Genomic DNA, 16995 nt, shown 5'->3' with positions numbered 1-16995 from the left:
CGAGGGGTCGGTGTGGCCGCGCGGCCCCTGCTGGCCACCGGCCGACCCATCGTAGCCACGACTGGCGGGCCGCACCGCCGGGCCACCCGCGGGGGCGGCCGGAGGGCCACCGTGGGAGGTGAGGACACGTACGACGTATGGACGCGCCGTGACCGGAGTGCAAAGCTCGAATGACCGCGGGCGTCGCTGATGCCGCCTCCGCACGCGGAGTCCGCGTGTCCGCGCCCTCTCACCACCTCACCGCGCACGAAACCGGGAGGAACGGACATGGGCGACAAGGCACACGCACACCCCGGGGCCGCCGGCAGGGCCCCGACGGCCGACCACCCCGCATCCGTACGGAACGTGGTGCTGGTCGGCCACAGCGGATCCGGGAAGACCACCTTGGTGGAGGCGCTCGCGCTGGCGGCAGGGGCCGTCAACCGCGCGGGCCGGGTCGAGGACGGCGCCACCGTCTCCGACTACGACGAGATCGAGCACCGCCAGGAACGCTCCGTACAGCTCTCGCTCGTCCCGCTCGCCTGGGACGGCTTCAAGATCAACCTGTTGGACACCCCCGGATACGCCGACTTCGTCGGGGAGCTCAGGGCCGGTCTGCGCGCCGCGGACGCGGCCCTCTTCGTCGTCTCCGCCGCCGACGGCATGGACGGCTCGACCCGCATGCTCTGGGAGGAGTGCGCGGCCGTCCGGATGCCGCGGGCCATCGTCGTCACCCACCTCGAGGCCGCCCGAGCCGACTTCGACGCCATGACCGAGATCTGCGCCGGCACGTTCGGCGGTGACGACCCCGACGCCGTCCTGCCGCTCTACCTGCCCGTCCACGGCGCACCCGGTCCCGACGGCCACGCCCCGGTGACCGGTCTCGTCGGACTGCTCTCCCAGCGGGTCTACGACTACGCGTCCGGCGAGCGCAAGGAGACCGGCCCCGACGCGGGGCAGCTCCCCCTCATCGAGCAGGCCCGCAACCGGCTCATCGAGGGAATCATCGCCGAGAGCGAGGACGAGACCCTCATGGACCGCTACCTCGGCGGCGAGGACATCGACGTCAAGACCCTCGTCGCCGACCTGGAGCGGGCCGTAGCGCGCGGGACCTTCCACCCCGTGCTCGCCGCCGCGCCCGCCGCTGACGGCGCCCGGCACGGCCTCGGCACCGTGGAACTCCTCGAACTGATCACCGGCGGCTTCCCCTCCCCCCTGGAGCGCGCGGCGCCCGACCTCACCACCCCCGAGGGCACACCGCGCCCCACCCCGGCGTGCGCCGCCGACGGCCCCCTCGTCGCCGAGGTGATCAAGACCTCCTCCGACCCCTACGTCGGCCGGATCAGCCTGGTCCGCGTCTTCTCCGGCACCCTGCGCCCCGACGAGACCGTCCACGTCTCCGGCCACGGCATGACCGAACGCGGCCACGAGGACCACGACGTCGACGAGCGCATCGGCGCCCTCTCCTCCCCCTTCGGCAAACAGCAGCGCGCCCTCACCCGGTGCGTCGCGGGCGACCTCGCGTGCGTGGCGAAACTGTCCAGGGCCGAGACGGGCGACACCCTGTCCGCCAAGGACGATCCGCTCCTCATGACGCCCTGGGACATGCCCGACCCGCTGCTCCCGCTGGCGATCGAGGCCCACAGCAAGGCCGACGAGGACAAGCTCTCCCAGGGCCTCGCGCGCCTCGTGGCCGAAGACCCCACCATGCGGCTCGAACAGAACCCGCACACCCACCAGTTGGTGCTGTGGTGCCTGGGCGAGGCCCACCGCGACGTCGCCCTCGAACGGCTGCGCAGCAGGTACGGCGTGCAGGTCGACGTCGTCCCGCACAAGGTGTCCCTGCGCGAGACGTTCGGCGCACGGTCCACCGGGCGCGGCCGGCACGTCAAACAGTCCGGCGGCCACGGACAGTTCGCGATCTGCGAGATCGACGTCGAGCCCCTGCCGCCGGGCAGCGGCGTCGAATTCGTGGACAAGGTGGTCGGCGGCTCCGTCCCCCGCCAGTTCATCCCCTCCGTCGAGAAGGGCGTACGGTCCCAGGCCGCGAAGGGCGTGGCCGCGGGCCACCCCCTGGTCGACGTCCGCATCACCCTCCTCGACGGCAAGGCCCACTCGGTCGACTCCTCCGACGCCGCGTTCCAGACCGCGGGCGCCCTCGCCCTGCGCGAGGCCGCCGCGGAGGCCCGGATCCAGCTGCTCGAGCCCGTCGCCGAAGTCCGGGTCATGGTCGCCGACGACTACGTGGGCCCGGTCATGAGCGACCTGTCCGGGCGCCGCGGGCGCGTCGTCGGCACCGAACAGGCCGGCCCCGGACGCACCCTGGTCCGGGCCGAGATCCCCGAGATCGAGATCGGCCGGTACGCCCTCGACCTCAGGTCCCTCTCGCACGGCACGGGACAGTTCAGCCGCAGGTACGCGCGGCACGAGCCGATGCCGCCCCAGCTCGCCGACAAAATGCGTGAACAGCCGGAAGGCGGACGATAATTGACATAGCCTCAGGAAACCGCCCACCACGGCACAGCCGCGGTGGGCGGCATTCCGACGTCCCCTGACGAGGGGGCCACGACCCCGATACGCTGGGGTCCCAGATCAAATGGTGTACGGGGTGCGGTGGTCGGGAACAGGCCGCAGAGCGACAGCGAGCGGCGATGGGGGCGGCAGTGACGACGGAAGAGCCATTCTTCGACTTCTTGCCCAGGCCACAGGTGCCGCTCCAGGGCTCAGCCGGCCAGACGGCGGCGACCCAGGCGCTCGCCTCGGCCGCATACCGGGACAGCCCGGTCCAGGACATCCTCAAGGCCAACAACGAATGGCACGAGTCCGAGGTGACCAAGGGCAAACTGTCCCTCCTCGAACCCAACCTCGGCGAGGCCTTCGCCCGCGCCGTCCAGTCCAGAATGCTCGGCGCCACCCGCAAGGGCCTCATCCAGTCCTTCGGCACCGAACCCGGCACCATCGTCGAGCACTGCCTCGCCTCGATCCGCATCCGCAAGGAACGCGACAGCAAACTCACCCTCGTCATGGCCGTGTTCGGGCTCCTCTTCCTGCCCGGCATGCTCCTCTGGCTCGGCGTCTTCCAGCTCCGCCGCACCCTGGCCGGAGCCAAGGACCGGCGCGCCGGCGCCCTCGGCACCATCCTGCTCGTGGCCGCCGCGGGCCTCGCCGTCCTCTTCCTGATCAAGCTCCCCTTCCACGGCATCCTCGGCCTCTACCTGCGCGCCATGATGGTCGCCCCCGTCATCGGCTGGTTCTGGGCCAAGACCATCTGCGAGAAGACCGCACGCGACCTGCGCTCCCGCTGGGACAGCCTGCTCGGCGGCGGCGGCATAGGAGCCCGGATCCCCGAGGCCGTACCCAAGAGCGCGGCGGCCGGCTCCGCCGAACAACTCCGCCAGTCCCTGGTCAAACTGGCCGCCGAGGACCAGTCCAACGTCGTCTTCTACGCCGGCCCCAAGGGCATACTCGGCATGGGCACCCGCTGGGGCAGCTGGCAGCTCGCCGAAGAGCTCGAACCGAAGGAACCCGGCAAGGAAATCCACGGCTTCCGCAGCTGGGACGTCATACGCGCCATCCAGGACCGCCTCCAGCTCCTGGAACGCGGCCCCCTGCACACCGGCGGCTTCCCCACCCCGTCCATCAAGAACTGGGTCGTCTCACCGATCGGCGAAGGCGCCAAGGAGGTGTCCCGGCCCAGCGGCCAGGACATCGACAACTTCCAGGTGCGCCAGCACGAGATACAGCGCATCTGCAACGAGCAGCAGTTCTCCAGCGGGAACCGCCACTACCTCGGCATCCAGTTCACGCTCTGGGACGGCCAGTTGGTCATCACCATGATGGTCACCGTCACCGTCCTGCACGAGACCCTGCGCATCGAGGTCACCGGGCACGCACTCGGCCCGGTGCACCCCCTGTTCACCACCAAGCCCGCCCCCAAGACCAAGGAGGTCGACAAGGCCTTCAAGTTCTGGGAGAAGAAGACGGTCCAGCTCCCCCTCGTCGACGCCGCCGAAGTGGTGCGCCTCGCCGCCCGCGCCCCGCTGACCTGGTTCCCGCCGGTCCTCGACCACCTGGGCGGGCGCATAGCGCTGCCCGAGCCGTTCGGCCTGCGGCACGCCTGGGCCGACCGGCCCTGGCGCCACCGCTTCATGGCCGACGACGCGATGCGCGCGGCTACACCGGTCCTGCGCGTGGTCCACTCCGCGGCCATGAAGGTGCTCGACGAGCACGGAGTGAACACCGAGCGCTTCACCAACCGCTCCGCGATCCTCAGCGGCCTGGTCCAGGACCCGGCCCCGAGGAAGGCCGATCTGTACGACGCCTGAGCAGCCGCCCAGGACGCCTCGGGCGCCTAGGACGGCCAGGCGTCGGCCAGCATCTGCCGCGTGTCCGCGAGGAGTTGGGGCAGCACCCGGGTGTGGCCGACGACCGGCATGAAGTTGGTGTCGCCACCCCAGCGCGGCACGATGTGCTGGTGCAGATGGGCGGCGATCCCGGCCCCGGCCACGGAGCCCTGGTTCATCCCGATGTTGAACCCGTGCGCCCCGGAGGCCGCACGCAGCGCGGTCATCGACCGCTTGGTGAGCTCGGCCAGCTCCGCGGTCTCGGACGCGTCCAGCTCGGTGTAGTCGGCGACGTGGCGGTAGGGCACGACCATGAGGTGCCCGCCGTTGTACGGGTAGAGGTTCAGCACGGCGTACACGTGCTCGCCCCGCTTGATGACCAGCCCGTCCTCGTCCGACTTCGCCGGAATCGAGCAGAACGGACACCCGTCGCCGGACTCCGGTCCCGTCGGCTTGTTCTCGCCCTGGATGTACGCCATCCGGTGAGGCGTCCACAGGCGCTGGAACGCGTCCTGGACACCCACTCCGATCTGCTGCTCCGGCTCACTCGTCATGATGGGAAGCATATGACTTCGGCGCGGCGGGGCGTCGCCCGGGTGGCCGGTGCCCGTACGCGCGAGGGGCCCCGGGAAGGCGTGCTTCCCGGGGCCCCTCGGCGTACGGCGGCGGTCAGACCTGGGTCCGCTCCGCCACGACCTTCTCGATCTTCGCGATGGCCTCGGCCACCGGAACACCGTTCTCCTGGGAACCGTCGCGGTAGCGGAAGGAGACGGCGCCCGCGGCCATGTCCTCGTCACCCGCGATGATCATGAACGGGACCTTCTGCTTCTGCTGGTTGCGGATCTTCTTCTGCATCCGGTCCGAGGACGCGTCCACGTCGACGCGCAGCCCCTTGGCCTTGGCCTGGCGGGCGAAGTCCTGGAGGTACTCCACGTGCGCGTCCCCGATCGGGATGCCGACCGCCTGGACGGGGGCCAGCCACGCCGGGAAGGCGCCCGCGTAGTGCTCCAGGAGCACCGCGAAGAAGCGCTCGATGGAGCCGAACAGCGCGCGGTGGATCATCACCGGACGCTGCTTGGTGCCGTCGGGGCCGGTGTACTCCAGGTCGAACCGCTCCGGCAGGTTGAAGTCGAGCTGCACGGTCGACATCTGCCAGGTGCGGCCGATCGCGTCGCGCGCCTGCACCGAGATCTTCGGGCCGTAGAACGCCGCGCCGCCCGGGTCGGCGACCAGGTCGAGGCCCTGCTTCTCGGCGACCTTGCGCAGGGTGTCGGTGGCCTCTTCCCAGATCTCGTCCGAGCCGACGAACTTCTCCGGGTCCTTGGTCGACAGCTCCAGGTAGAAGTCGTTCAGACCGTAGTCGCGGAGCAGGTTCAGGACGAAGGTGAGCGTCCGGTCGAGCTCGTCGGCCATCTGCTCCTTGGTGCAGTAGATGTGCGCGTCGTCCTGGGTGAAGCCCCGCGCGCGGGTCAGACCGTGCACCACGCCCGACTTCTCGTACCGGTACACCGTGCCGAACTCGAAGAGCCGCAGCGGGAGTTCACGGTAGGAGCGCCCGCGCGCGTCGAAGATCAGGTTGTGCATCGGGCAGTTCATGGGCTTGAGGTAGTAGTCCACGCCCTCGTCGAGCTGCATGGGCGGGTACATGCCGTCGGCGTACCAGTCCAGGTGGCCCGAGGTCTCGAAGAGCTTCCCCTTGGTGGCGTGCGGGGTGTAGACGAACTCGTACCCCTCCTCCTCGTGCCGGCGGCGCGAGTAGTCCTCCATGACCCGGCGGATGATGCCGCCCTTGGGGTGGAAGACGGCGAGGCCGGAGCCGATCTGCTCCGGGATGGAGAACAGGTCGAGCTCGTTGCCGAGCTTGCGGTGGTCGCGCTTCTCGGCCTCGGCGAGGAACTCCAGGTGCGCCTTCAGCTCGTCCTTGGAGGGCCAGGCGGTGCCGTAGATGCGCTGGAGCATCGGGTTCTTCTCGCTGCCGCGCCAGTAGGCGGCGGCGTTGCGCATCAGCTTGAACGCGGGGATGTTGCGGGTGGTCGGCAGGTGGGGACCGCGGCAGAGGTCCTTCCAGCACAGGTCGCCGGTCTTGGCGTCGAGGTTGTCGTAGATGGTCAGCTCGCCGCCGCCCACCTCCACGTTCGCGCCGTCGTCGGTGGACGCCGAGCCCTTGATGCCGATGAGCTCCAGCTTGTACGGCTCGTCCGCGAGCTCCTCGCGCGCGGCCTCATCGGTGACGACGCGGCGCGAGAAGCGCTGGCCGCGCTTCTGGATCTCCTGCATCTTCTTCTCGATGGCCTTGAGGTCCTCGGGCGTGAACGGCTTCTCGACGTCGAAGTCGTAGTAGAAACCGTCCCGGACCGGCGGGCCGATGCCGAGCTTCGCGTCGGGGAACAGCTCCTGCACCGCCTGGGCCATGACGTGCGCGGTGGAGTGGCGCAGGATGTTGAGGCCGTCCTCGGAGGAGATCTCGACGGGCTCGACCTCCTCGCCGTCCTTCACCTCGTACGCCAGGTCCTTGAGGTCGCCGGCGACGCGGGCCGCGACGATGGTGCGCTCACCGGCGAAGAGCTCGGCCGCCGTAGTGCCCGTCGTCACCACGCGCTCTTCCCGCTCGGAATCGCGTTGGATGATCACACGGACGTCTGACACCGGACTTCTCCTGCCGTAGGGGGCGCGCAGCGCGTGTCGCGTACGCGAGACGATCCTACCGAGCCGGTGGGGTGCCTCGCGAAACGGATATCGGGGCGCTCACGCGTCGGCGGGACCGGGTTCCGCGCCGCAGGCCTCCTCGAAGAAGTCGAGGTTCTCCTGGAGCGACTTCATGAGCCGGTCCCGTTCGGCGTCGTCGACCTGGACGGGGGTCACCTCGCGTGCGTCGAAGAGCCGGCGGAACCCGCCACGGCTCTCCAGGCGCCCCACGACGCGGATCGGCAGCCCGACCAGGTGCGCGTGGCCCGCGATGCGGTACGCCTCCTCGTCCAGCTCCATGCGCACGTGGTCGACCTCCGCCCCGGCCAGCACGCGGAGCCGTACGACGCCGGGTCCGCGGGGGGCGGGGCGGCGAAGGCGCACCACGGCGCCGGTGATCCGCACCGGTACGGACGGTTCGCCGCCGAGGTAGCGGGCGCCGGCGGCACGCAGGGCGGGCAGGTCGCCGGGTGAGAAGTCGACGGGTTCGGGGCGGGCCGCGCAGCCTTCGGGGACCCCGGCGGCGGGTGCCCAGGCGAGGGCGACCCGCACGCCCTCGCTGCCTCGCACCAGCGCGACGAGGGACTCGGTGAGTTCTCGGCTGACGCCCGCGCGTACGGCGGCGTCGAAGGCCTCCATGCCGCCGGTGGTGCGCTGGTAGTCGACGGCGTCGCGTACGGCGTTGAGCGCGGCGTACAGGCGGACGACGGCGGGCCGGGCGGAGGCCGCGGGCACGAAGGCGGTGAGGCCCGCGCCGGTCGCGGGTTCGACCAGGACGCCTTCGAGGGAGGCGAGGGCCTGACTGCGGTGGCGCGCGCCGTGGTGGCCGGCGGAGCCGCGTACGGCGAGGGCGCCGGCGAGCAGCATGCGGTGGGCGGCGCGGCGCAGGTGTTCCTGTTCGTTCCAGGAGGCGGTGCCTGCGGGGCCTTCGGGCACCTCGCGCCACCAGCGGACCTCGTCGCTGGGTACGGCGAGCGAGACGAGGACCTCGCGGGCGGAGGGCGCGGCGCTGCGGGCGAGGGCGGTGAGCGCCTCGCCCAGGAGGTCGTCGCTGTCGGGGTAGGCCCTGCTTTCGGGGACGAGCAGGCTGGTGCCGGAGCCGGTGGCTCCGGGGGGTGTCCAGCGGGTGTAGTGCCCGGCCGCTCCGCCGCGCCTGCGCCAGCCGTGCCGGCTGAGCAGCGCCCCGAGCACCGCGGGGTCGACCTGGCCGGGAACCGGTGGCGTTCCGCCGGGCTCTTCGTCCAACCAGCGCATCAGGGCCTCCCTCCCACCCCGACCCGCGTCATGATCTCGCAGAGCGCGCGGTCGTCGAAGATCCGCGAGGTCGGTATTCGCACCGTGGTTCTGCGCCGGCCGGTCACCGGGTGTCCGGCCAGGTTGGTCCAGTAGCAGCAGTGCCGCAGCGCGAGCCGGTCGTGGCCCGCCTGAAGCCATTCCTCCCGGTTCCTCGGCGCCACCATGACCACCAGGATCTTGTGCACCGAGACGGGTGTGCGGGCCAGCTTCACCAGGTGGTCGTTGTCGAGCGTGAAGGAGAAGGCCCCGCCCGGCGGGTGCGGCGGTATCTGGTACGTGCACTTGAGCTGCACCTTGATGGTCACTTCGTCGTCGACGGTGTGGCCGGCGGCGCTGTGGCTGAGGTGCCAGTCGATTCCGTTGTCCGGGAAGGGCTGCGACAGCGAGCACCCCGCGGCGGCGGCCACCGCGTGCAGGTAGCCCACCTGGAGGGTCTCCATGCAGGCGGTGGTGGCGAGCGAGCCGCGCAGCGGTGCGATCCCCTCGGGCAGCAGACCGTACCCGGGCGCGGCCGGATCGGGCTGCGCGAGCGCCATGGCTGTCGTATGCCTTCCGGGCTGTGCCGAACCTTTTCCGTGACGGGCCGTCAACAGCGCGTTCCGTCACCTGTGTTGTCTCCGTACTCCGCCGCCCGCAAACGGCGTATGTCGCAAACAGCACGGGTATCACGCAATCGGGCAGGGGATGCACGCCATCTGCCGGTAGTGCGCGAGGAGTTGAGTAGACATGACGTGCTGGTTCGAGGGTCCCCTGGCGGCGTTCGACACGGAGACGACCGGGGTGGACGTCGAAGGGGACCGGATAGTTTCGGCGGCCCTGGTGGTGCAGGACGGGCCGGGGGCGCGGCCGCGGGTGACGCGCTGGCTGATCAACCCGGGGATACCCGTCCCGGCGGGTGCGACGGAGGTGCACGGCCTGACGGACGAGCACCTTCAGCTGCACGGGCGTTGGCCGGCTCCGGTGATGGAGGAGGTCGCGAAGGCGCTCGCCGAGCAGTGTTCGGCGGGGCGGCCGCTGGTCATCATGAACGCGCCGTTCGATCTGACCATGCTGGACCGGGAGTTGAGGCGCCATCGGGCGGCCTCCCTCGGTCACTATCTGGGCCGCAATCCGTTGCGGGTGCTCGATCCCCGGGTCCTGGACAAGCATCTGGACCGCTATCGCAAGGGGCGCCGCACGCTGACCGATCTGTGTGAGCACTACGGCGTGACGCTGGAGGGCGCGCATGACGCGGCGGCCGACGCGCTGGCGGCCCTGGAGGTGGTGCGGGCGGTGGGGCGCAGGTTCGCGGGACGTCTGGAGCGGCTGACGCCGACGGAGTTGCACGCGTTGCAGACGACGTGGCACGCGGCGCAGGCGCGGGGTCTGCAGGCGTGGTTCAGCAAGCAGGGCACTCCGGAGCTGGTGGACACGGCGTGGCCGTTGCGGCCCGAACTCCCGGCGGCGGCTTGAGCGTTGGCGGGTTCTCGGCGGGCGCCGGACAGCAAGAAGGCCGGTCCGTCTGGGACGGACCGGCCTTTCCCGGTGGGCGATACTGGGTTCGAACCAGTGACCTCTTCGGTGTGAACGAAGCGCTCTCCCACTGAGCTAATCGCCCGGGAACGGACTGAACCATACAGGCCTTGCGGCCCTGCTTTCAAACCACCTCCAGGCGACGGCGGAGTCCGCGCTGTCCGGAGCGCATCATCAGGGCGTGGTTGGCGCGGAACAGCGGGCGGCCGGGGACGGCGAGGCGGCGCATCAGGGGCTTGCGGACCTCGACCTCCTGCTCGTAGAGGGCGCGGGTGCCGCCGTGGTGCGCGAGGAGTGTCCAGCGGGCCCGGCCTTCGAGATCGCCGCTGAGGGCGGCCTCCAGGACGAGGGCCTCGGGGTCGCGCCGGGTCTCGTGGGCGGTGACGCGGAGGTCGTAGGGGATGACGGAGCGGAAGCGGGCGGTGGCGGTGTGCGCGTCGAGCGGGGTCACCTCGCGGACCTGGGGCCACCAGCGCGGGTATTCCTCGGCGCGCTCCAGGACGGCGTAGACCGCTTCGGGCTCCGCAGGGAGCTGCCAGGCGGTGCGGAAGCGGTAGTGGCACCAGTTCATGCCCCCAGTCTGCGCGGGGCCGCAGAGCGGCGTGCAGGGGCCTTGCGCCCGGGGTGTGCGCGGGGCGCCGGAGGCGGTACGACGAAGGCGGTACGACGAAGGCGGTACGACGAAGGCGGTACGACGAAGGCGGTACGACGAAGGCGGTACGACGAAGGCGGTACGACGAAGGCCCCGGAGATCGAGATGATCTTCGGGGCCTTCGGTCCGGGTGGGCGATACTGGGTTCGAACCAGTGACCTCTTCGGTGTGAACGAAGCGCTCTCCCACTGAGCTAATCGCCCGGACGCACCGCAAACATTACCGCATGTCAGCGGGGCCTCTGACCACGCACTTCGACCGCGAGCGGTCAGTGGTCGATCTTCCACGGCGGGACGAAACCGAACGTCCAGAGGTAGCTCCCCACGAGCGCGCCGACGATGATCAGGCCGGCCGTGGTGAGCATGATGTTGCGCCGCCGCACCTTGGGGTCGAGCGCCTTCCGCGTGGCCTCGGTGACCTTGCGCCTGGTCCAGCGGAGCACCAGCTGGGCCCAGACGAACTCGGTCGCCCAGATCGCCATGCCGCCGAAGATCACCAGCCAGCCGGGGCCCGGCAGCGGCAGCATGACCACGCCGCCCGCCACGACCGCGAGGCCGACCACGAAGACACCGACCTGCCAGCTCAGGTGGAGCGGTCTCGACGCCTTGATGAACGCCGGCGCGCGCGATCCGAGCGCCGCCCCGCCCCGCTCGTCACTCCCCGTATCCATGGACCCCAACGTACCGGACCGGCGTCCCGAAACGGGTTCACCGAAATGGACCTATCACCCAAAGTAATAGTCCGCCGTACGAGCTACGTGAACCCCTCCAAAACGGTCAGAGGGGTTTACAACGGCACCGTAGGTGGCATGTCGATTTCGCCGACGTGCGAATCCCCGAGCGCACACTGAGCGAAAGGCCCTGGCGCTTATGAACACCACGGTCAGCTGCGAGCTGCACCTGCGCCTCGTTGTGTCGAGCGAGTCCTCACTGCCTGTACCCGCGGGCCTGCGGTATGACACGGCCGATCCCTATGCCGTGCACGCCACCTTCCACACCGGAGCCGAGGAAACCGTCGAGTGGGTCTTCGCTCGCGATCTCCTCGCCGAGGGCCTGCACCGGCCCACCGGAACCGGCGACGTCAGAGTCTGGCCGTCACGCAGTCACGGTCAGGGTGTCGTCTGTATCGCCCTGAGCTCGCCGGAAGGAGAAGCCCTTCTCGAAGCCCCGGCGCGGGCCCTGGAGTCGTTCCTGAAGCGGACCGACGCCGCGGTTCCGCCCGGCACCGAGCATCGTCACTTCGATCTCGACACGGAACTCTCGCACATCCTGGCCGAGAACAACTGAGGCCAGGCAGAGAGCCGCACGGCGCCGTCCGACTCGGGGCGACGGCGCCGCGCGGACACCCAAGGAGCGGCACCCATCGGCGCCGTCCCCCACGAAGCCGTCGTGGGGGACGGCGCCGATGCGCGTACAGCACGAGCCGCTAGAGTCGGCCAGCATCCGACGGGCGCCGCCCGCCGCAGGCCAGGGAGCGAATCGTGCTGATCCCTCACGACACCCGGATCGCCCTCGACATGGTGGTCGATCTGGTGAACACCGCGCCGGAGAGCGAGGCGACCGACCTGCTCGCCGACGTGGACGCGCTGTACGGCTTCGTCCAGGACCACGACATCAGCGGGGTCGAGCGGCTCTCCCCCGGTGACCTGCTGGGCGTCCACGGCGTACGCGGCAGGTTCGCGGAGATCTTCGCGGCGCCCGACGCCCGCGCCGCAGCCGCACTCGTCAACCAGCTGGTCGCGGCCGCGGGCACCACCCCGCAGCTGACCGACCACGACGGCTACGACTGGCACGTGCACTACTTCGCGCCCGGCGCCTCGGTCGCCGACCACCTGGCGGCCGACGGCGGCATGGCCCTCGCCTTCTTCATCGTCACCGGCGAGCTGGAGCGGCTGCGCCGGTGCGAGGCGCCGGACTGCGGCCGGGCGTTCGTGGACTTCTCGCGCAACCGCTCCCGGCGCTACTGCTCGAGCCGCACCTGCGGGAACCGACTGCACGTCGCCGCCTACCGGGCCCGGCGCAAGGAAGCGGCCGGCTGACCTCCGGCCGGCCGGGGCCTGGGAGCCGGGAGCCCCTCAGAGCAGGAACAGATCGTGCAGGGCGGCCATGAGGAGCAGTGAGCCGATCACCCCCAGGAAGATCATCAGGGGCGGCTGGGAGAGCGCGAAGAGGCAGCCCCGGGCCTGGGGATCGGGCGCGCTCGGCTCGTCGGTCGGTGCAGGGACGGGGCCCTGGGAAGTGTCCAGCATCTCGGGGCGATGATGACGCAGCCCCGCCGCATGGATATACCAACCCATCCATAATGAGCGGGAGTTCACCCGATCTTGCAGGGCGTACGAAAACGGGCCGAGCGGGGCTCGGGCGCCCGCGCGCGGCGGCCTCGCGGACCGGCTCCCCGGCCGGGGCGGGACCTCAGATGCCGTGCTTCTTCAAGATGGCCTCGATGTCGCTGAAGTCCTCGCTCGCGGCGGGCCTGCCCTGCGGCTTCGCCGCGGGCCCGGCCGCCGTGGCGCGGCCCGCGCCGAGCGAGGGGGCGGACGCCGCCGGGGCCACCGCGTCGCTCCGGCCGGCCGCCGCCGCGGCCTTGCGCTCCTTGCGGGTGCCGCCGCCGCGCCGCTCCACGGCCCGGGTGGTCAGGAAGAGCAGCCAGGCGATGCCGAGCAGCCCGAAACCGAGCCACACACTGGGCTTGAAGACGATGCCGGACACCCACTGCACGACGCCCGTCATGACGAGGCCGACCGGGACCAGCGCGTAGGCGGCGATGCGCGTCGCCGCGAGGAAGCGCTTGCGGTACGCCGTGACGGCGGCGATGCCCAGTCCTGCCGCGGAAACGGCGGAGCAGACGGTCTCGGCAAGCATCCGGTTCCTCCAGACGTGGGCGGGTGTGGCTCCTTCCATCCTGCACCGGAACCCGTCCGGGAGGCCACGCCCGGCCGCGACCTCAGGGAGATCTCCGGGGCGGGATCCTCCCCAGGTCCCGGTTGCTGGGAGACTGGCCCCATGAGCGACCCCACCTCCTCCGGCACCGCAGCCCCCGCCGTCCTCGACGTGTGGTGCGAGCTGCAGTGCCCCGACTGCGCCACCGCACTCGACGACATCCGGGCCCTGCGCGCCCGCTACGGCGACCGTCTCTCCATCCGGCTGCGGCACTTCCCGCTGGAGAAGCACAAGCACGCCTTCGCCGCGGCGCAGGCCGCCGAGGAGGCCTTCGAGCAGGGCAGGGGCTGGCCGTACGTGGAGGCCGTGCTCGCCCGCACCGGGGCCCTCGCCGCGGAGGGCGAGTCCGTGCTGGTACGGACGGCGGCCGAACTCGGCCTGGACGCCGACGAGTTCGACACCGCCCTCATCGACGGGCGGCACATGCTGATCGTCGACGCGGATCAGGCCGAGGGCAAGGCGATCGGCGTGACGGGCACGCCGACGTACGTCATCGGCGACGAGCGCCTCGACGGCGGCAAGAGCCAGGACGGGCTGCGCGAGCGCATCGAGGAGCTCGTGGACCGGCTGCTCGCGCAGTAGGGCGGAGCGGGCGGGACGGAGACGGCGGCCCGTCGGGACGCGGCGTCAGAGCAGGTCCTTGTTCAGGTGGTGGCGGGTGGCGCGGTAGCCGAGCGACTCGTAGAGCCGCAGCGCCGGGGTGTTGCCCGTGAAGACGTGCAGGCCCATCGTGTCCAGGCCGTCGGCGAGCGCCGCCCGCTCCGCGAGGAGCATCAGGGAGCGGCCGTGGCCCCGGCCCCGGTGTTCCTCCATGACGTGCACGTCATAGACGTACGCCCCCGCCTCGGGCGCGGGCGCGCGGGCCACCCACACGGTGCCCACCTCGCTCCCCCGCTCCTCCAGCACCATCAGATGCGTCCCGGCGGTGGCGGCGCCGTCGGGCAGCAGGGCGCGGTGCTCCTCCTCGGACTCGGCCAGCGCCCGCGCCTCGGGCACGCCCCGCTCGATCCAGCTCTGCGCGTACCCCTCGACGGCCGCGGAGCGCCACCGCTCGAACTCGGCGGCGTCCATGTGCCGCCCGGCCGTCTGCGGGGGCAACTCCGGGGTGATGTGCGGGAGTTGCTTGACCATGTTCCGGCTGCGTTCCACATAGCCGAGGGACGCCGCCATGCGCAGGGCCGCGTCGGCCCCGGCCGCGGCGGTGAAGCGGATCCGGCCGCAGCCCCAGCCGCGCAGCACCTCCTCGGCGGCGAGCGCGGCCACGGTGCCACGGCCACGGCCCCGGTCGGCCGGGTCGATGTGCAGCTCCTCGATCCGGCCCGTGCCGGCGCCGAACCGGGAGTCCGTGGTGATCTTGATCCGTCCGACGCGTCGGCTGTTCACACACACGTCGTACGTGCGCGACTTGGCGCCGTCGGCGCCCTGCTGGAGCGGCCCGGTCGGCCGAATGGTGGTGGTCATCAAGGCCGTTGTACCGGGCCGGGCGGCGCTCGTCACGTGCTTTACGGGCCCGGATCGGCCTCGGTCACGGATCCAGGTCCGATCCGGCCCGCTCGTCGAAGATCCGCATGGCCTTCGCCGTGACCGGGCCCGGCGCGGCGCTCAACTGCCGCCCGTCGACGCGGTGTACGGCCTGCACGTCGCGCAGCGTGGAGGTCAGGAAGATCTCCTCGGCGCGCTCCAGGACGTCGAGCGGCAGCTCGCTCTCCTGCGCGCCGGTCCACTCGACGGCCAGCGCGCGGGTGATGCCGCCGAGGCAGCCGGAGGCGAGCGGCGGGGTGTGCAGGTGGCCGTCGACGACGACGAAGACGTTGGAGCCGGTCCCCTCGCAGAGCTGTCCCGCCGTGTTGGCGAAGAGGGCCTCGGACGCACCCGCCGCGTGCGCCCTGGCGAGGGCGATGACGTTCTCGGCGTACGAGGTGGTTTTCAGGCCGGTCACCGCGCTGTGCTCGTTGCGCGTCCACGGCACCGTGATCACCGCGGTGGTGTCGGGGCGGCGCGCGGTCTCGCCGAGCGCGACGACCAGGGTCGGCCCGTTGTCGCCCCGGTCGGAGCCGAGCGGCGAGAGTCCGCCGGTGTAGGTGATCCGCAGCCGGCCGAGCGGCACCGGGTTGGCGTCGAGGACGGCCGTACAGGCGCGCCGCACTTCGTCGAGATCGGGGTCGGGCAGGCCGAGCCCGCGGGCGGAGCGGGTCAGCCGGTCCAGATGGCGGGTGAGCGCGAAGAGCCGCCCGCCGGTCGCCTTCACCGTCTCGAAGACGCCGTCGCCCACGGTGAGCCCGTGGTCGAGGACGGACACCTGCGCGGCGCCGGCGTCCCGCAGGGCGCCGTTGACCCAGATCTGCATTTACGCGGTCCTTCCACTGTGCCCGCTGTGGGCCCGGTCGCCCGACGCTATCGCGAGCAGGCGCTCCGCCTTCAGCTCGGTCTCCCGCCATTCGCCCTCGGGGTCGGAGCCCCAGGTGATGCCGGCCCCGGTGCCGAACCGCAGCACGCCCTGCGGCCGGTCGATCCAGAACGTACGGATGCCCACGGCGAGCTCGGCGGTGCCGCGGTCGGCGTCGACCCAGCCGATGCCTCCGCAGTAGGGGCCGCGGGGCGCGGTCTCCAGCGCGTCGATGATCCGCAGCGCGCTGGACTTGGGCGCCCCGGTCACGGAGCCGGGCGGGAAGGTGGCGGCGAGCAGCTCGCGCCAGCCGGCGCCCTCGCGCAGTTCGCCGCGGACGGTGGAGACGAGGTGGACGAGGCCGGGGTGCTCCTCGACGGCGCACAGCTCGGGCACGCTCACCGTGCCGGTGGCGCAGACGCGTCCGATGTCGTTGCGGACGAGGTCCACGATCATCACGTTCTCGGCGTGGTCCTTCTCCAGGAGGTCCGCCGCGGTCCTGCCGGTGCCCTTGATGGGGCCGGACTCGACGACGCGTCCGGTGCGCCGCAGGAACAGCTCGGGCGAGGCGGTCGCGATCTCGACGCCGTGGGCGGGCAGCCGAATCGTTCCGGCATAGGGGGCGGGGTTGCCGCGGGCGAGCAGCGCGGTGAGCGCGTCGACGTCGGCCGCGGCCGGGTCGGGCAGCGGCGCGCTCAGGACGCGGCAGAGGTTGGCCTGGTAGACCTCGCCGGCGGCGATGTGCTCGCGGATGCGGCGCACCCCCGCCGTGTACGCGGCGCGGTCGAGGGACGACGCCCAGTCGTCGGCGGCGGGCCCGCGCCAGGCGCCGGGCAGGGGCTCGGGGACGGGCCGGTTGCGGACGTCCGCGAAGCGGGCGCAGACGAGCCGGCCCTCGAAGTCGGCGGAGACGGCCCAGAAGCCGGCGGAGTCGAGGGCCTCGGGGTCGCTGGTGACATCACGCAGGTCCGAGGCGACGAGGCGGCCGAAGCGGGCCAGAGGAGCGAGGTCGTGCACGCTTGTGAGTCTAGGGCCGGTGCAGGTGGGGTGCCTCTGAGTGACCTGGGGGCGAACTCCGGCCGTACCCCGGCGGCGGTCCGGACCAGGCGTAACGCAGCACGCTGCACAAACGCGTTTTTGTACTGGCCCGGGAATCCGCTAGAGTTCAACACGTCGCCGGGACGCGCAAGCGCAACGGAAACG

General features: G+C 71.5%; 17 protein-coding genes and 2 tRNA genes. 6 read left to right on the top strand and 13 right to left on the bottom strand.

The annotated features are described in order from the left end of the window. The first annotated feature begins 267 nt into the window (after positions 1 to 267). Both OOJ98_RS09660 and OOJ98_RS09655 read left to right on the top strand, forming a co-directional pair. Positions 268 to 2466, top strand: coding sequence for an elongation factor G-like protein EF-G2 (locus OOJ98_RS09660; protein ID WP_267054203.1), 2199 nt, complete (start codon positions 268 to 270; stop codon positions 2464 to 2466). A gap of 164 nt (positions 2467 to 2630) precedes the next feature. Continuing rightward, entirely contained in the window at positions 2631 to 4304 is a 1674-nt protein-coding gene (locus OOJ98_RS09655) for a hypothetical protein (RefSeq protein ID WP_267054202.1), read from the top strand. A gap of 26 nt (positions 4305 to 4330) precedes the next feature. On the opposite strand, the gene OOJ98_RS09650 is transcribed toward OOJ98_RS09655, so the two are convergent. From OOJ98_RS09650 to OOJ98_RS09635, 4 genes are all read right to left on the bottom strand, one after another. Then, positions 4331 to 4888 (bottom strand): HIT domain-containing protein, encoded by a 558-nt coding sequence (locus tag OOJ98_RS09650; RefSeq protein WP_267054201.1) that lies wholly within the window; start codon positions 4886 to 4888, stop codon positions 4331 to 4333. Between the two features lie 103 nt (positions 4889 to 4991). After that, positions 4992 to 6968 (bottom strand): threonine--tRNA ligase, encoded by a 1977-nt coding sequence (thrS, locus tag OOJ98_RS09645; protein ID WP_267054200.1) that lies wholly within the window; start codon positions 6966 to 6968, stop codon positions 4992 to 4994. A gap of 99 nt (positions 6969 to 7067) precedes the next feature. After that, positions 7068 to 8261, bottom strand: coding sequence for a hypothetical protein (locus OOJ98_RS09640; protein ID WP_267054199.1), 1194 nt, complete (start codon positions 8259 to 8261; stop codon positions 7068 to 7070). Further along, a complete protein-coding gene (locus tag OOJ98_RS09635; protein WP_267054198.1) occupies positions 8261 to 8839 on the bottom strand; it encodes a DUF4365 domain-containing protein in 579 nt (192 codons plus the stop codon). Before OOJ98_RS09635 ends, OOJ98_RS09640 begins: the two co-directional genes overlap by 1 nt. A gap of 190 nt (positions 8840 to 9029) precedes the next feature. Between OOJ98_RS09635 and OOJ98_RS09630 the strand changes: the two genes are divergently transcribed. Next, positions 9030 to 9755 carry a 3'-5' exonuclease gene (locus tag OOJ98_RS09630; protein ID WP_267054197.1) on the top strand — a complete coding sequence of 242 codons (726 nt, stop codon included), beginning with the start codon at positions 9030 to 9032 and terminating at the stop codon, positions 9753 to 9755. Between the two features lie 73 nt (positions 9756 to 9828). On the opposite strand, the gene OOJ98_RS09625 is transcribed toward OOJ98_RS09630, so the two are convergent. The 4 genes from OOJ98_RS09625 to OOJ98_RS09610 all read right to left on the bottom strand — a co-directional run bounded on the left by OOJ98_RS09625 (position 9829) and on the right by OOJ98_RS09610 (position 11137). Continuing rightward, positions 9829 to 9900 (bottom strand) — tRNA-Val (locus OOJ98_RS09625). A 39-nt stretch (positions 9901 to 9939) separates the two neighbouring features. Continuing rightward, positions 9940 to 10386, bottom strand: coding sequence for an SRPBCC family protein (locus tag OOJ98_RS09620; protein WP_267054196.1), 447 nt, complete (start codon positions 10384 to 10386; stop codon positions 9940 to 9942). A 212-nt stretch (positions 10387 to 10598) separates the two neighbouring features. Continuing rightward, a tRNA-Val gene (locus OOJ98_RS09615) sits at positions 10599 to 10670 on the bottom strand. Positions 10671 to 10735: 65 nt separating this feature from the next. Next, a complete protein-coding gene (locus OOJ98_RS09610) occupies positions 10736 to 11137 on the bottom strand; it encodes a TIGR02611 family protein (RefSeq protein WP_267054195.1) in 402 nt (133 codons plus the stop codon). Positions 11138 to 11336: 199 nt separating this feature from the next. Between OOJ98_RS09610 and OOJ98_RS09605 the strand changes: the two genes are divergently transcribed. Further along, positions 11337 to 11753: an SsgA family sporulation/cell division regulator gene (locus tag OOJ98_RS09605; protein WP_053723613.1), complete on the top strand. Its 417-nt coding sequence runs from the start codon at positions 11337 to 11339 to the stop codon at positions 11751 to 11753. Positions 11754 to 11947: 194 nt separating this feature from the next. Further along, a complete protein-coding gene (locus tag OOJ98_RS09600) occupies positions 11948 to 12505 on the top strand; it encodes a CGNR zinc finger domain-containing protein (protein WP_267054194.1) in 558 nt (185 codons plus the stop codon). Positions 12506 to 12541: 36 nt separating this feature from the next. Here the strand turns inward: OOJ98_RS09600 and OOJ98_RS09595 are convergent, their stop codons facing one another. Together OOJ98_RS09595 and OOJ98_RS09590 are read right to left on the bottom strand one after the other, a co-directional pair. Further along, positions 12542 to 12715, bottom strand: coding sequence for a hypothetical protein (locus OOJ98_RS09595; protein ID WP_267054193.1), 174 nt, complete (start codon positions 12713 to 12715; stop codon positions 12542 to 12544). Positions 12716 to 12878: 163 nt separating this feature from the next. Continuing rightward, entirely contained in the window at positions 12879 to 13328 is a 450-nt protein-coding gene (locus OOJ98_RS09590) for a hypothetical protein (protein WP_267054192.1), read from the bottom strand. Between the two features lie 141 nt (positions 13329 to 13469). On the opposite strand from OOJ98_RS09590, the gene OOJ98_RS09585 reads away from it, so the two are divergent. Further along, positions 13470 to 13988: a DsbA family protein gene (locus tag OOJ98_RS09585; RefSeq protein ID WP_267054191.1), complete on the top strand. Its 519-nt coding sequence runs from the start codon at positions 13470 to 13472 to the stop codon at positions 13986 to 13988. Positions 13989 to 14033: 45 nt separating this feature from the next. On the opposite strand, the gene OOJ98_RS09580 is transcribed toward OOJ98_RS09585, so the two are convergent. The 3 genes from OOJ98_RS09580 to OOJ98_RS09570 all read right to left on the bottom strand — a co-directional run bounded on the left by OOJ98_RS09580 (position 14034) and on the right by OOJ98_RS09570 (position 16809). Continuing rightward, a complete protein-coding gene (locus OOJ98_RS09580) occupies positions 14034 to 14867 on the bottom strand; it encodes a GNAT family N-acetyltransferase (RefSeq protein ID WP_267054190.1) in 834 nt (277 codons plus the stop codon). 64 nt (positions 14868 to 14931) lie between these two features. Then, positions 14932 to 15753, bottom strand: a complete 822-nt coding sequence (locus tag OOJ98_RS09575; RefSeq protein WP_267054189.1) for an aminotransferase class IV — start codon at positions 15751 to 15753, stop codon at positions 14932 to 14934. Next, positions 15754 to 16809: a chorismate-binding protein gene (locus tag OOJ98_RS09570; RefSeq protein ID WP_267054188.1), complete on the bottom strand. Its 1056-nt coding sequence runs from the start codon at positions 16807 to 16809 to the stop codon at positions 15754 to 15756. Positions 16810 to 16995 lie beyond the last annotated feature (186 nt).

Origin of the sequence: Streptomyces sp. NBC_00083, from assembly GCF_026343295.1 — a bacterium.
Classification (GTDB): Bacteria; Actinomycetota; Actinomycetes; order Streptomycetales; family Streptomycetaceae; genus Streptomyces.
The sequence above is the reverse complement of the archived record's forward strand: the minus strand, read 5'-3'. Positions and strand labels throughout refer to the sequence as shown.

Coding starts and splice junctions, on each gene's coding strand:
- OOJ98_RS09610 (WP_267054195.1), bottom strand. CDS start 11,137: ATGGATACGGGGAGTGACGAGCGGGGCGGGGCGGCGCTCGGATCGCGC.
- OOJ98_RS09590 (WP_267054192.1), bottom strand. CDS start 13,328: ATGCTTGCCGAGACCGTCTGCTCCGCCGTTTCCGCGGCAGGACTGGGC.
- OOJ98_RS09655 (WP_267054202.1), top strand. CDS start 2,631: ATGGGGGCGGCAGTGACGACGGAAGAGCCATTCTTCGACTTCTTGCCC.
- OOJ98_RS09575 (WP_267054189.1), bottom strand. CDS start 15,753: ATGCAGATCTGGGTCAACGGCGCCCTGCGGGACGCCGGCGCCGCGCAG.
- OOJ98_RS09620 (WP_267054196.1), bottom strand. CDS start 10,386: ATGAACTGGTGCCACTACCGCTTCCGCACCGCCTGGCAGCTCCCTGCG.
- OOJ98_RS09660 (WP_267054203.1), top strand. CDS start 268: ATGGGCGACAAGGCACACGCACACCCCGGGGCCGCCGGCAGGGCCCCG.
- OOJ98_RS09595 (WP_267054193.1), bottom strand. CDS start 12,715: ATGCTGGACACTTCCCAGGGCCCCGTCCCTGCACCGACCGACGAGCCG.
- OOJ98_RS09585 (WP_267054191.1), top strand. CDS start 13,470: ATGAGCGACCCCACCTCCTCCGGCACCGCAGCCCCCGCCGTCCTCGAC.
- OOJ98_RS09605 (WP_053723613.1), top strand. CDS start 11,337: ATGAACACCACGGTCAGCTGCGAGCTGCACCTGCGCCTCGTTGTGTCG.
- OOJ98_RS09650 (WP_267054201.1), bottom strand. CDS start 4,888: ATGCTTCCCATCATGACGAGTGAGCCGGAGCAGCAGATCGGAGTGGGT.
- OOJ98_RS09640 (WP_267054199.1), bottom strand. CDS start 8,261: ATGCGCTGGTTGGACGAAGAGCCCGGCGGAACGCCACCGGTTCCCGGC.
- OOJ98_RS09580 (WP_267054190.1), bottom strand. CDS start 14,867: ATGACCACCACCATTCGGCCGACCGGGCCGCTCCAGCAGGGCGCCGAC.
- OOJ98_RS09635 (WP_267054198.1), bottom strand. CDS start 8,839: ATGGCGCTCGCGCAGCCCGATCCGGCCGCGCCCGGGTACGGTCTGCTG.
- OOJ98_RS09630 (WP_267054197.1), top strand. CDS start 9,030: ATGACGTGCTGGTTCGAGGGTCCCCTGGCGGCGTTCGACACGGAGACG.